Origin of the sequence: Lysobacter sp. M2-1 (assembly GCF_022662495.1) — a bacterium.
In the GTDB taxonomy this organism is placed as follows: Bacteria; Pseudomonadota; Gammaproteobacteria; order Xanthomonadales; family Xanthomonadaceae; genus JAKPBU01.
The window spans coordinates 663,007-677,000 of the sequence record NZ_JAKPBU010000001.1 but is presented as its reverse complement, the minus strand read 5'-3'; the positions used below and the strand labels follow the sequence as shown (position 1 = coordinate 677,000).

Below are 13,994 nucleotides of genomic sequence, written 5' to 3'. Positions count from 1 at the left end.
CAAACCCGTAGGCCGCCTGCATTCCCCGCACCGTGGGGCTTGCCTGCACTCCGCAGCCGCTCCGTCGCGGCTTCGCACGCAATTGCCGCCCGGCATTAGCGATAGACCAGCACCGGCACGTTGCCGTGGGTGAGCACCTTCTGCGTCTCGCTGCCCAGCAGCAGGCCCTTGACGCCGCGACGTCCGTGCGAGGCCATCACGATCAGGTCGCAGTCACGCTCGGTAGCGGTCTTGAGGATGTCCGCGTAAGGGTGGTCGCTGGTCGTCGACACCGTGTCGCACGCCACGCCGGCAGTCCGGGCCGCGCTCTCGATCACCCCGAGCATGTTCGCCGTCTGTTCCGCGCTTACCCGCAGGTATTCCTCGCGCGTGAATTCCAGCTGCATCCATTCGTGCGTGAAGGTATGGAACGGGGGCGCGGCGTGGAAACCGGTGACCCGGGCGCCCATGGCCTTGGCCAGTGCGACACCATGCTCGATCGCGAGCAGCGACAGCTCCGAGCCGTCGGTAGGTAGCAGGATGTGCTTGAACATGTCCGATCCTCCTCGAGGTGGCTTGTGCGCTTCGAGCGCAACATCGCAGATCCCTCGCTGCGAGCCTTGACCTGAGTCAACTTCGCCACGGGTGATGGCGTAGCAAGCCCGCCTTGAAACCGGGAATGGGATCGCATGCCCTGACCTGAGGTGCGGTCGGGGAAGGCGCTGGCGTGCGGCCGATGGGTCAGCAGCATGTAGCTGCCAGCGCCATGCAGGCTGCTGTCGAATCGGCGTGAATGGGATCCAGGCACGGCCCGCTCGGGGATCCGGCGGTCAGGCGCCGGGGAGTCGGGAGGGGCCACGTTCCGCGTGCCAGAATATCGGCGCATGACACCGGCGCGGTTCAAATTCGGCGCGTTCGTCCTTGATCCGGCCGTCCGTGAGCTCACCCGCGATGGGGCGCCGATCGCGCTTCCCGTGCGTGCATTCCATTGTCTGCGTTACCTGATCGAACATCGCGATCGCGCCGTCGGCAGGGACGAACTTGCTCTTGCGGTGTTCGGCCGCAGCAACGTGTCCGATGCGCAGATCGGCCAGATCGTGCTGCGTGCGCGTAGGGCGGTCAGCGACGACGGGCATGCCCAGAACGCAATCCGCACCGTGCCGCGGTTCGGCTTTCGCTGGGTCGCCGAAACCCAGGTCGACTCCGGAGAAGCGGCGCGCCTGTCGCAGGCGGCGGTCGTCCCGGAACAGGCAGACCCCCTGGGCATCCAGACGCACGCAGGCATCGAAGGCTCCGCACCCGATCTGGCAGCGGCGCAGACGCCCCCAATCGCAAATGCTGCCCGCTCGCGCGGACGGCGCGCGTGGTGGACGACTGCTGGCCTGGCGCTTCTGTTGACCGCGGCTGTGGGCGCGGCGTGGTGGTGGCGCGGGGCGAAGGTCCAGGATGTACAAACCGGCGCGCCGTCCGTGACCCTGGTGCTGCCGACCGAAGTGCGCGGTGCGCGCGATGCGGCCTGGATCCGCCTCGGCCTGATGGATTTCATCGCCGACCGCATGCGCAGGGCGGGCCTTGCGGTGCCGCCGAGCGAGAACACGCTGGTGATGATCGGGGATGGGTCGGGTGGGGCCGGGGCAGTCACCAGCGGTCGGCGCACCGTGCGCAGCACGGCCGAGCACCGCAACGGCATCTGGCGCGTGAGCCTGCAGGGCAGCAACGACGACGGCACCCGCAACAGCGCCGTCGGCGAGGATGCGGATCTGCTGACTGCCGCCAGGCATGCCAGCGATCGGTTGCTCTCCGCGCTGGGTCGGCCGGCGCAGGCGGGCCAGCAGGATCTCGGCCTGCAGGAGCGTCTGCAGCGCGCACGCGCCGCCATGCTGAGCAACGAGCTCGAGACGGCCCGCAGGATTCTCGCCGCCGCCCCGGAACTGCAGCGCAACACGCCCGAACTGCTGTATCAACTGGCGCGGATCGAATTTCGCGAAGGCCGTTTCGAACAGGGACTGGCGGGGCTGAACCGCGCCCTGGCCACGCCTGCCGGCCACGAGCCGCTGTTTCGCGCGCGGCTGTTGAATGCACGCGGCGCGATGCACGTGCGCCTGGAGAAAAGCACCGACGCCGAACGCGATTTCGCCGCGGCCATCGCCGTGGTCGATCCTGCCCGCCACCACGCCGAGCTGGCGCAGGCGCTGACCGGCCGCGGCGTTGCCCGGGCGATGCAGGGCCGCTTCGACGCTGCGCTGGCCGATCTGGGGCAGGCCCGGGTGCAGGCCCTGCGCGCCGGCGACCCGCTGGCGGCCTCGCGCATCGACGCTAATCTCGGCCAGCTGGAGATGGACCGCGACCGCCCGGCCCAGGCTCTGCAATACCTCGCGCAGGCGGCCAGGGACTTCGAACGCTACGGGGCCGTCAACGAACTGGTGACGGCGCGCTCGTCCCTGGTCGGTGTCAACCTGCGCCTGCTCCGACCACAGGCGGCCTGGGAGCAGAGCGAGCGGGCATGGGCCCTGCGCGAACGGATCCGCGACCCGGCACAGCTCGGCACGCTGACCCTGGATCGCGCCGAGGTCCTGCTGCGGCTCGGCAAACTGGGCGCCGCGCGCGCGTTGCTGGATGCCCCTTCGGCCCGCAACGTGCCGCCGGGCGACATCCAGCGTCGCGGTTTCCTGTTGATGGAAGCGGCCTGGCGCGGGGGCGAGACGCCGACGGCATTGCACATGGTGAACGGAATTCTGCAGACCTCCGCGCCGGGCGCCGGTCCGCGGCTACAGGCATGGCTGCGGCTGCGCCAGCGCCAGATCGGCCTGCGCGCGGATGCGCCGCCCTTGCCCTGGCCGCCGGACCTGCGGGCACCGGCATGGATGGCCACGCTGGCCCGAGCGGTTGCGGAGCGGCAGGCAGGGCGCGAAGCCGCCGCCGACGCCGCCTACCAGGAGGCGTTGCGAGTGGTGGAGTCGGCGGGGGTGCCGGAAGACGTGCTGGAAACGGTCGCCGACTACGCGCCCTGGCTGATCGAGCGGGGTCGCCTGGCCGAAGCCAGCGCGCTTGTAGGTCGGGTGGCGCCCTGGGCCGAGCAGGACTTCGACGCCGCCGTGCTGCAGTGGCAGCTCTATCAGGCCCTGGACCAGGACGCCTTGGCCGGCCGGGCACTGGTGCACGCCCGCGCGCTCGCGGGTGAGCGGCCGCTGCCAAATGGGATGACGGAGTCGCCGCCGGCCCTGTAGCGACACTCGTGCGGGTTTCTGGCGCGCGGATCATGCGGTTGTAGGCAAACGATCATGCCGTTGGAATGACACGGCCGGGCCCGGCGGTAGCGTGGGCGGAATCCGATGCCCTGCTTGGCGCAAGGCGTACGTCCTGCAGCCGCGTTACTGATCGCGAGGCCGCCAACGCACATCGAACAAGCTTCATCGTGGTGCGGCTACGCCGGCCGCATCGACCCTGTTGACCCAGGACCCCCCGCGACGGATCGCACGGCCGTTCCCACATCCCCCATCGGAGTTGTTCCATGAAGATCCGTAGACACCTCGCCATTGCCGCCGCCTGGGCTGCGTTGATGGCGACGGCATTCGCCGCCGGTAACATCGCCCTGCAAGGCAGCACGCCGCAGACCGCGCGCACCGGCGCGGCAAAGCCCAGGCTTGCCGAAGCCGATCGCACCGGTGCCGCCGCCGCAGCCGGCCAGCAAACCGCGCGCAAACCGCTCAGCCTGAAAACCTCGGTGGGCGGAGACCTCAGCCAACCGCTCGCCTACGGCAATCTGGTCTACGTGCCGACCGGCCGCAGGGTGTCCGTCTGGAATTACGCCAACCCGGCCATGCCGGTGCTGGCCGGTAGCGCGGACATGGCCCCGGGCGTGATCCAGGGACTGGCCCGGCACGGTAAATATCTGTACGCGAGCTGGCGCGAAGGCAGCTGTCGTCGCGGCGGCGTGGTGGTGTATTCGCTCGCCAATCCGCAGCGGCCGCGCCGGGTCGGCGAAGTGGCCGGGTATGCCGGCGATGCCGAGCGGACCTGCGCCGCGGGCATCGCGGTCGCACACAACCGTTTGTACCTGTTCGATACCGAAAACGATCTCTACGTCGGCAGCCTGGCCGATCCGCGCCGGCCGCGGCTGCGCGCCGCGGGCATCGGCCCGGGGGCCGGAACCCTGGTCGCGGCCAGCGGCAATCTGCTGTATGCCGGCGGCAAGAGCTTCCTGTTCGGCTACCTGCTGCGCACCATCGACATTTCCGTGCCGGATGCGCCCAGGGAAGCGGCGTTCTACTCGTCGCCAGGCACCGAGATCGTCAACGTGGGCTTCCAGGCGCCGTACGCGTACGGCTTCGGCCACTCGCTCAGCGTGCTGGACATGTCCGATCCCGCCCAGGTCCAGCTGGTCGGCAGCACCGAGATGCCCTACGGCGCACTGACCGGGATGCGGCTCGGCCAGCACGTCTACACCGGCGGCTTCCACGGCCTGGACGTGTGGTCGGTGGCCGATCCGGCGCAGCCGATGTTCATGGCCAACCATGATCTGCGCACCTTCGCCGCGCGCCATGCGCTGCCGCTGCGCGACGACCTGGGCCTGATGCTGGGCAGCGACGACCGCCTGCTGGCGATCGACGGACGCAACCCGGACAAGCCGCAGTTCGCCAGCGAACGCGTCCAGCCCGGTGGCGTCAATCCGATGGATGTGGGCTTCGTCGATGGCTACGCCGTGCTGTTGCAGTACGACTACGGCATCACCGTGGCCAATCCGAACACGCTCGTGCCGCTGGCACGCCTGGAACCGCCGCTGCCCGACGACATGGAAGCGCGCGGCTACACCGCGATGACCGTGCACGGCAAGACTGCTTACCTGGCGGTATGGGGCTATGGCCTGATCGTGGTCGACCTGTCCGCGCCGCTCAAACCGAGGGAAATCGCGCGCCTGGAATACCCGTATGCATCGAGCGTCACGGTCATCGGCAACCGCCTGTACGTGGGCAAGAACACCAATGGCCCGAGCATGGGCGTGGTCGACATCACCGACCCATCCAACCCCGTGCTGGTGTCCAACTGGTGGATGCCCGACGCACCCTGGGCGATGGCCGCGCAGGGCGGCATCCTGTACTCGGCCGAAGCGGGAAGTTCGGAGATCATCTACGGCGGTGTGCGCATCATCGATGCCTCGGATCCGCATAACCTGGTGGAACTGGCGCGCTGGGACGCCGATTGCGATTCGGCGACCGGGCTGTCCCTGGACGCGGCGCGTTCGCTGCTTTACGTCGCCTGCCGCCGCGGCCTGCGCATCCTCGACGTGTCCAATGCCAAGGCCCCGCGGCTGGTCGCCGCCACCCCGGCCGATCCTGACGCCACCACCTTTTCCGCGGTGGCGGTGCGCGGCAATCGGGCCTGGTACGGCAGCGGCAACGGCATCGAGGAATACGATGTGAGCGTGCCCTCCGCGCCGCGCCTGCTCAAGCGCACCTCGATCGCGGGCTACGAGCCGGTCCAGATGCGCAACGCGCCCGACGGCAGCCTGTTCGCCACCACCCAGGCGGCGGGCGTGCAGATCCTGACGGCGAAGTGATCCACGCGTAGCGGCTGAAACCCTGCGGGCCATGATGGCCCGCAGGCATCCCGACCGGCATCGCGAAGGCGATCGCCGGTTCGGGTTGTTGCCGGGGTCCGCGAACATGGGATGGGTGGACGTGTTCCGATCCGATTGGCTGCGATGACGGGGACGGCCCGCCACAAGGGCTAAGATGTGGCCAGGCCATCGAAACGAACGCGCCTGCGAGCGGCGTTGGCCGCCACGCCCGCCCTGGGAACGTCCATATGCGCAACATCCCGTGACATCGCTGCGCGCCATCGGTTGGCCCTACGCCGACCAGGCCGAGGATGCGCAGTGGCGGGCGATGATTGCGGCGCATCCCACCGCGCGCGTCGCGCGGGTGATGGAACAGCATCGCTCGGGTTACATCGTCACCGAGGCGCCCGATGCGGGCTATCCGGCCGAATCACTGCCCGAGTGGCAGCGTCCAAAGACGCCACCGGACCAGCGCCCTGCCGTCGGGGACTGGGTGCTGGTGGAAGGCGAACCGTCGGGAAAACCACGGATCGTGGCGCTGCTGCCGCGGCACAGCGCGATCAAGCGCGGCGCGGCGGGCGAGCATTACAAGCAGCAGCTGATCGCGGCCAACATCGACACCGTGTTCGTCGTGTGTGGCCTGGATGCGGACTTCAACCCGCGCCGGATCGAGCGCTATCTGCTGCTGATCGCCGGGAGCGGCACCACTCCGGTCGTAGTGCTGACCAAGGCCGATCGCGAGGGCAGCGATGCGGAGGCCGCGCGCGAAGCGTTGGCCGACATCGCGGCCCAGGGCGTGGCGGTCATCGCGCTCAACGCCAAGGATCTGGCGAGCGTGGATGCGCTGGCGCCATGGCTGCAGCCGGGCCGCACCGTGGTGCTGGTCGGCTCTTCAGGCGCGGGCAAATCCACGCTGACCAACACCCTGCTCGGCATCGAGAAGATGAAGACCAGCACGGTGCGTGAAAGCGACGCGCGCGGGCGCCACACCACCACCTATCGCGCGCTGATCCCGTTGCCGTCCGGCGCCTGCCTGATCGACACGCCCGGCATGCGCGAGCTCAAGCCGACCGGCGAGGAGAACGTGGCGGAGAGCTTCGCCGACGTCGAAGCACTGGCGGAGCAGTGCAGGTTCCGCGATTGCCGGCACGCCGGCGAACCCGGTTGCGCGGTGCGCGCGGCGATCCAGGCCGGCACGCTCGACCCGGATCGCTTCGCCAACTACCTCAAGCTGCGCGACGAGGTCGCCGGCGCCGCCAACCAGCTGGCGACGCGGCTGGCGCAGAAGGCCGACGCGCGGGTGCAGGGCAAGGCGCTCAACAAGCGCCTCGACGACAAGTATGGACGGCACTGAGATTGACTCCCTTCCCCATGAGCGGGGGAAGGAGCGGGGTTGATGGCCGAGCTCGCACCCGAGATCGCCCACCACGCCGCGCTGGACGCGCGCATGGTCAAGGTCGCGCGCAGCATCCGCCTGCTGGAATTGGCGAGCTGGCCGGTCTCGCTGCAGGCGCCATTCCTGGACAGCTGGAATGCCGGCCGGCCGCGGCTGCCGGTGGTGGACTATCCGAAGCTGGATTTCACCGAGGCCCGGCGCGAACTGGACGCGGTCAGCGCCGCGGCCGATCCGCAGCACCCGCTCGGGATCTACCTGATCGAATCGGCGCGCAGCTGGTCCACCGCCGCCGCGCTGCTGGAAGTGCTGGGCACCACGCAGGTACGCAGCCATTCCGAGGCCCTGTTCGGGCGCCCCGACGAAGCCTTGCCCGGCAACGGCCCGAGCACCCGCGAAGCCGCACGCCACTTCATCGCCCTAGCCAACGAACTGGATCGCGAGCTGCTGGCGCCGTCGGAGCAGGTGGCGGTCTCGGCCACGTCGCTGCAGTTGCAGCTGCAGGCCGCGCTGGACAGCTTCTTCAACGCGCGCCTGATCGAAGTGGTGATCGACCCGGGCATGATCGCCAAGGCCGCCGCGGGCGCCACCCGCATCCGCCTGCGCGCGGGCGCCGCGTTCTCCGACTACGACCGCCACCAGCTATTGCACCACGAGGCCTTCGTGCATTCGCTCACCGCGCTCAACGGCCGCGAGCAGCCGGTGCTGGCGAGCATGTCGCTGGCCTCGCCGCGCACGACCGCGACCCAGGAAGGTCTGGCCACGTTTGCCGAGCAGATCACCGGCAGCATCGACATCGAGCGCATGAAGCGCGTGAGCCTGCGCATCGAGGCGATCGCGATGGCGCTGGACGGCGCCGATTTCATCCAGGTGTTCCGCTATTTCCTCGACGCCGGACAGAACGAGACCGAAAGCTTCTCGTCGGCCCAGCGGGTGTTTCGCGGCGTCCCGCTCACTGGAGGGTCCGCTTTCACCAAGGACACCGTTTACCTGCGCGGGCTGATCGGCGTCCATACCTTCTTCCGCTGGGCGTTGCGCGAGCAGAAGCTCAAGCTGTGCCGGCAGCTGTTCGCCGGCAAGATGACCCTCGGCGACGTACGTCGCCTGCAGCCGCTGGCCGACGCGGGCGTGATCGCGCCGCCGCGCTGGCTGCCCGAATGGGTCGCGCGTGCGAACGGACTGGCCGGGATGCTGGCGTTCTCGCTGTTCGCCAACCGGATCCGGCTGGACCAGGTCTCGGCCGAGGCGCCCGACTTCGACGTGTAGGGCGCCGCGATCAGCCGCCCGCTGCGGCTGCTCCCGAGCCGCCGCAGCGGGCTGGGACAGACACGCCCCGCCACAAGGCGGATGCCTCGCGCCAAAGTGGCGCTCCTGCAGGATTACCGCATCGCGGCAGGCGTAAACGGCCGAGCCGCTAGAATCAACGGCCCTTCATCGCGATCCGGCCCGATGTCCGACCAGCCCCCGCAAGACCCATCCAGGCAGGACGACCTGAAGCAGGCGGCGCTCGAGTACCACCGCACCGCGCCCAAGGGCAAGATCCGGGTCACGGCGACCAAACCGATGCTGACCCAGCGCGACCTGGCGCTGGCCTATTCCCCGGGTGTGGCCTACGCCTGCGAGGCGATCGTCGCCGATCCCAACTGTGCCAGCGAATACACCGCACGCGGCAACCTGGTAGCGGTGGTATCCAACGGCACCGCGGTGCTCGGCCTGGGCAATATCGGCCCGCTGGCCGGCAAGCCGGTGATGGAAGGCAAGGGCGTGCTGTTCCAGAAGTTCGCTGGGATCGACGTGTTCGACATCGAGATCGACGAGCACGATCCGGACAAGCTGGTCGACATCATCGCCAGCCTGGAACCGACCTTCGGCGGCATCAACCTGGAGGACATCAAGGCGCCGGAATGCTTCATCGTCGAGCGCAAACTGCGCGAGCGGATGAAGATCCCGGTGTTCCACGACGACCAGCACGGCACCGCGATCATCGTCGGCGCCGCGGTGCTCAACGCGCTGGAAGTGGTCGGCAAGAAGATCGAAGAAGTGACCCTGGCCACCGCTGGCGCCGGCGCGGCGGGCATCGCCTGCCTGGACATGCTGGTGGCGCTGGGAATGAAGCCCGAGCACATCCTGGCGGTGGACCGCGAGGGTGTGCTCTACACCGGTCGCCCGCACCTGGACCCGGACAAGGCGCGCTACGCGCGCGACACCGACAAGCGCACGTTGGCCGAGATCGTGGAGGGCGCCGACATCTTCCTGGGCCTGGCCGCCGGCGGCGTGCTCAAGCCGGAGATGGTCGCGACGATGGCCGAGCGACCGATCATCCTCGCGCTCGCCAATCCTTATCCGGAAATCCTGCCCGAGGACGCGAAGCGCGTCCGCCCGGACTGCATCATCGCCACCGGCCGTTCGGACTACCCGAACCAGGTCAATAACGCGCTGTGCTTTCCCTACATCTTCCGTGGCGCGCTGGACGTGGGCGCCACCGAGATCAACGAAGCGATGAAGCTGGCCTGCGTGCGCGCGATCGCGCAGCTGGCGCGGATGGAATCGTCCGACCTGGGCAGCGCCTACGGCGGCGACGTGCCGTGCTTCGGCCCGGAATACCTGATCCCGCGCCCGTTCGATCCGCGCCTGCTGACCATCCTCGCGCCGGCGGTGGCGGAGGCAGCGATGGATTCGGGCATCGCCCTGCGGCCGCTGGACAGCGTGGCTGCCTACCGCGAGAAGCTGGGCCAGTTCATCCATCGCAGCGGCCTGGTGATGAAGCCGGTGTACGAGCGCGCGCGCGCCGAACGCCAGCGCATCGTGTATGCCGAAGGCGAGGAGGAAGTGGTGCTGCGCGCGGTGCAGACGATCATCGACGAGCAGCTGGCCTCGCCGATCCTGATCGGGCGGCCGGACGTGATCGAGCAGCGCATCGAGCGCCTTGGCCTGCGCATGCGTCCGGGCGTGGACTTCGAGCTGACCAATATCAACTCGGACCCGCGCTTCGACGAATACTGGCAGCAATACCACGCCCTCACCGAACGCCGCGGCGTGACCCCGGCGGCGGCCAAGAACCTGCTGCGCTCCCGGCCCACCCTGATCGCGGCGCTGATGGTCGAACGCGGCGAAGCCGATGCGCTGATCACCGGCATCGTCGGCCGCTACCACAAGAAGCTCGGCTACCTGCGCAGCGTGTTCGACTTCGACAAGGGCATCACCGGCACCGCGGCGATGACCGGGGTGATCAACGATCGCGGCATCTGGTTCTTCCTCGACACCCATGTGCAGCTCGATCCCAGCGCCGAACAGATCGCCGAGGCCACCCTGCAGGCGACCTACCGGCTCAAGCTGTTCGGGATCGAGCCGAAGGTCGCGCTGCTGTCGCACTCCAACTTCGGCAGCCATACCGATGCCAGCGCGCAGAAGATGGCCCAGGTCTACAAGATCCTGCGCAAGCGTGTGCCACGGCTGGAAGTGGATGGCGAGATGATGGCCGACACCGCCTGGGACGAGGGCCTGCGCACGCGCATGTTCCCGCACACCACGCTCACCGGCCGCGCCAACCTGTTCGTGATGCCCAACCTGGATGCGGCCAACATCGCCTACAACATGGTCCGGGTCATGACCGATGGCGTCGCCCTGGGCCCGATCCTGATGGGGCTGGACCAGCCGGCGCACATCCTCACGCCGGCCAGCACCGTGCGCCGGGTGATCAACATGACCGCAATCGCCGCGGTCGAGGCGCAGATCCGCAAGGCGCAGCGGCTCGACGCCACCGGCAGGCTGATGCGCGACGAGTAGCGTGAACTCCGGCTCCGGGCGCGGTGGTCTAGGGCGTTGCGGCGGCCGGACAATAGGTCCCGACATACGCCTGGTGCGAGGGCAGCTGCCGCACCGTGCGGTCGACATGCGCGCGGATGTCGCCAAGGAACTTCGACAGTTCGGCATCCCCCATCAGTTCGGTCACCGGATGCCGCGTGCGCGGCACGATGCCCTGGCCGAGCATCACCTGGATCCACGAGTTCTCCGCGAACAACTCATCGGGCATACGGAACACGCGCCCGCTGTCGCGGAACAGCTCGATCCGATGGCGCAGCGACGACGGAACATCCATTTCGCGGCAGGTACGCCAGAACGGCGTGTCCTGGCGATCCGTGACGTGGTAATGCAGGATGATGAAATCGCGGATGTGTTCGATTTCCCAGGTGGTCTGCCTGTTGTACTCGTCCACGTCGGCCTGGCTGATGCCTGCGGACGGAAACAGCTGCAGCAGCCGCAGCACGCCGCGCTGGATCAGGTGGATGCTGGTGGATTCGATCGGCTCGAGGAAGCCGCTGGCCAGGCCGATCGCCACGCAGTTGCCGGTCCATGTGCGGCGGCGCTGACCAGGACGGAAGCGGATCACGCGCGGTTCGGTCAGTAGCTCGCCCTGCACATTGCCGAGCAGGGTCTGCCGGGCATGCTCGTCGTCGATGAAGCGGCTGCCGTAGACGATGCCGTTGCCGACGCGGTGTTGCAGCGGAATGCGCCACTGCCAGCCGGCATCGCGTGCGATCGAGCGGGTATACGGCACCGCATCGCCCACCGACGAGGTCTGCAGTGCGATCGCGCTGTCGCAATGCAGCCATTGCGACCAATCTTCCCACTGCGCGCCCAGGGTCTTGTCGATCAGCAGCCCGCGGAAGCCGGTGCAGTCGATGAACAGGTCGCCGTCGATCGTGTCGCCCGAGTCGAGTCGCAGCGCCTGGATGCGCTGCGACTCGCGATCGGCGACGACTTCCGCGATCCTGCCCTCGATCCGGCGCACGCCATAGCCTTCGCTGAACCTGCGCAGGAATTTGGCGTAGAGCCCGGCATCCATGTGGAAGGCGTAGTTCATGCCGCCGCGCGGCAGGTGCGCGAAGCGGTTCTCGAGCGCGGCTTTCAGTTCCAGGCAGTAGTCGCCGTAGTCGCCCGCCAGGCCGCGCTCGCGACCCTTGAGCCAGAAATGCTGGAAGCCTGCGGTCCAGTGGTCCTTGCCGGTGATGCCGAAGGAATGGATGTAATGCCGGCCCAGGTCGCGCCAGTTCTCGAAGCTGATGCCGAGCTTGAACGTGGCCTGGGTGGCGACCATGAATTCCTGTTCGTTGATCTCCAGGATCCGGTGGAAGGTCACCAACGTGGGGATTGTGGCTTCGCCGACGCCGACGGTGCCGATCTCGTCGGATTCGACCAGGGTGATGTCGAGCACCTTGCCCAATGTCTTCGACAGCGCGGCGGCCACCATCCATCCGGCCGTGCCGCCGCCGGCGATGACCACCCGCCGGATCGGCGCGTGCACGGTGTCGTCGACTGCGGGTTCACTCACGTTGGATTCCTTCAGCGGTTCAAGCGTTTGAGCAGGCGTGCGCGCAGGCGGCGCACGGCGTCGGCGTCCAGCGGCGCGAGCGCGCCGCGCGCAGTTTCCGGGATGTGGTTGGCGGTGGCATCGTCGGCCTCGAACACGTAGTGATCGAACACGTCGCGCCACACCGCGCGCTGGTCCGCCGGCAGGTCGCGCACGGTCATGAGCGCCAGCATCAGCGCATTCATCGGCGTGTCCATCCATTCCGGCGTCTGCCGCCACCAGTAGTTGACGAGTGCGTTGAAGCCTTCCAGCGCCTCGATGTGGTGCCACCACATGCTCGGAATCAGCAGCGCATCGCCGGCGTCGAGTTCGACGACCTGCGCGTGTTCCAGCGCCTGCGCGAACCGCGGAAAACGGTTGAAATCCGGCGCCGCGAAATCGACCAGGCTGACCGGCTGTCCGGCCGGAGTGAGATCCAGCGGGCCGATGTAGAGATTGCGCAGCTGCTGCGGCGGGAACAGGGTAATGCGGCGGCGGCCGGCCACCACGCAGGCCAGATTGTCCGGCACGTCCTGATGCGCGGCGATCCGGGTGCGGTTGCCGATCCAGATGCTGGCCAGAGGATTGCGATCGCCCAGGTCTAGGTCGTTCTCGGCGCGGAAGCCGGGCAGGAAACTCTCCAGCGAGGTGGACGCGATGTAGATCGCCGGCGGCGCGTCCTGCTCGAGGTTTTTCAGCAACGTGTCCAGTGCCACTCGCAGCGGTACCTGCTGTTGCCTGAAATTGAAGCCGCTCATGTCGGCGTTGTAGAAGAAGCGGCCGCCGATTTCGGGCGGACCCACCGTGGCGACCACCGGCATCCGCGCCGGATCGAAGCGCGCGAGATAGGCGCAGGCCGCATGCGGCGAATCGCGCGCGGCGCGCACCACCGGCCAGTCCGCCACCAGCCCGCGCAGCACCACCGGCTGCCCCGAATGCAGCAACGCGTCGGGCAGGGCGCGCGGATCGATGTCCGCGCGTTCGGCGACCGGACTAGGCGTCGCGGCCATGGCGTCGGTTGACCCGGTCGATCAGGTCGCGCAGGTGCGCCAGCGACGCCACCGCCATGTACACCGGCTCCAGGTGCCCTTGCCGGTGCAGCCGTTCCAGCGCCGCGCCGTCCAGCGCGCGCAGGCGCTCCTCGTTGATGGTGTAGAAGCCGGCGAGCCGGTGCTCGGATCCGTCGTCGAGCTGGATGTCGAGCACGAAGGACTCGAGCAGGTCGTGCGCCAGCAGGGCATCGATGAAGGCGGGCGTGGCCTGCAGGCCCTCGTGCAGCGCGCGCAGCACGGAATTCATCCGCTCCAGGAACGCGCTGGTGCCCCCATGGGGCAGGAACAGCGCTTCGCCGCAATCGGTGCCGATCCGCGGGCTCTCCAGGTCGACGTGCATCGCCAGCTCCTCGCCCTCGCGCCCGATCAGGAACGGCTGGCGCTCGATCGCGAGCGGGATGTAGGGCGCGTCCCAGCGCTCGCCGTCCAGGAACAGGTTCTGTCCCGGGGTGAAGCCGAACAGCGCCAGCGGCTGGAAGCCGCCATCGGCGGTCTTCTGGAACACGATCGGGTAACAGGCCTGCACATTGCGCAGCTCGGCTGGAAAGGTCACCGCATACATCACCGCGTCCCCGTAAGCGGCGCCGCGCGCGGCGATGACGCGCAATCGGGCGTGGTCGATATTGTTGAGCGGGACGTGCTGCGCCATGTGCGGTTTCCGAA

General features: G+C 68.5%; 9 protein-coding genes. 5 read left to right on the top strand and 4 right to left on the bottom strand.

The window, feature by feature from the left end; all coding sequences use genetic code 11:
- Positions 1-95: 95 nt before the first annotated feature.
- Positions 96-533, bottom strand: coding sequence for a universal stress protein (locus MC375_RS03010; protein ID WP_242101791.1), 438 nt, complete (start codon positions 531-533; stop codon positions 96-98).
- Between the two features lie 330 nt (positions 534-863).
- Here MC375_RS03010 and MC375_RS03005 point away from each other — a divergent pair, with 330 nt between their 5' ends.
- The 5 genes from MC375_RS03005 (at position 864) to MC375_RS02985 (ending at position 10,715) form a co-directional block, all read left to right on the top strand.
- The gene (locus tag MC375_RS03005; protein ID WP_242101790.1) at positions 864-3,206 is read left to right on the top strand and encodes a winged helix-turn-helix domain-containing protein; all 2,343 of its coding nucleotides are present in this window, start codon (positions 864-866) and stop codon (positions 3,204-3,206) included.
- Between the two features lie 284 nt (positions 3,207-3,490).
- A complete protein-coding gene (locus tag MC375_RS03000) occupies positions 3,491-5,536 on the top strand; it encodes a hypothetical protein (protein WP_242101789.1) in 2,046 nt (681 codons plus the stop codon).
- Between the two features lie 262 nt (positions 5,537-5,798).
- Complete coding sequence (rsgA, locus tag MC375_RS02995) at positions 5,799-6,890, top strand: ribosome small subunit-dependent GTPase A (protein WP_242101788.1); 1,092 nt, start codon at positions 5,799-5,801, stop codon at positions 6,888-6,890.
- A 42-nt stretch (positions 6,891-6,932) separates the two neighbouring features.
- The gene (locus MC375_RS02990; RefSeq protein ID WP_242101787.1) at positions 6,933-8,195 is read left to right on the top strand and encodes a flavohemoglobin expression-modulating QEGLA motif protein; all 1,263 of its coding nucleotides are present in this window, start codon (positions 6,933-6,935) and stop codon (positions 8,193-8,195) included.
- A gap of 183 nt (positions 8,196-8,378) precedes the next feature.
- Entirely contained in the window at positions 8,379-10,715 is a 2,337-nt protein-coding gene (locus MC375_RS02985) for an NADP-dependent malic enzyme (protein ID WP_242101786.1), read from the top strand.
- A gap of 28 nt (positions 10,716-10,743) precedes the next feature.
- On the opposite strand, the gene MC375_RS02980 is transcribed toward MC375_RS02985, so the two are convergent.
- Genes MC375_RS02980 through MC375_RS02970 form a run of 3 tightly spaced genes read right to left on the bottom strand, consistent with a single transcriptional unit; the run spans position 10,744 to position 13,980 of the window.
- Positions 10,744-12,261 (bottom strand): tryptophan halogenase family protein, encoded by a 1,518-nt coding sequence (locus MC375_RS02980; RefSeq protein WP_242101785.1) that lies wholly within the window; start codon positions 12,259-12,261, stop codon positions 10,744-10,746.
- An 11-nt stretch (positions 12,262-12,272) separates the two neighbouring features.
- Positions 12,273-13,289 carry a cupin-like domain-containing protein gene (locus MC375_RS02975; RefSeq protein ID WP_242101784.1) on the bottom strand — a complete coding sequence of 339 codons (1,017 nt, stop codon included), beginning with the start codon at positions 13,287-13,289 and terminating at the stop codon, positions 12,273-12,275.
- The gene (locus MC375_RS02970) at positions 13,273-13,980 is read right to left on the bottom strand and encodes a SapC family protein (protein WP_242101783.1); all 708 of its coding nucleotides are present in this window, start codon (positions 13,978-13,980) and stop codon (positions 13,273-13,275) included. Before MC375_RS02970 ends, MC375_RS02975 begins: the two co-directional genes overlap by 17 nt.
- Between the last annotated feature and the right edge of the window lie 14 nt (positions 13,981-13,994).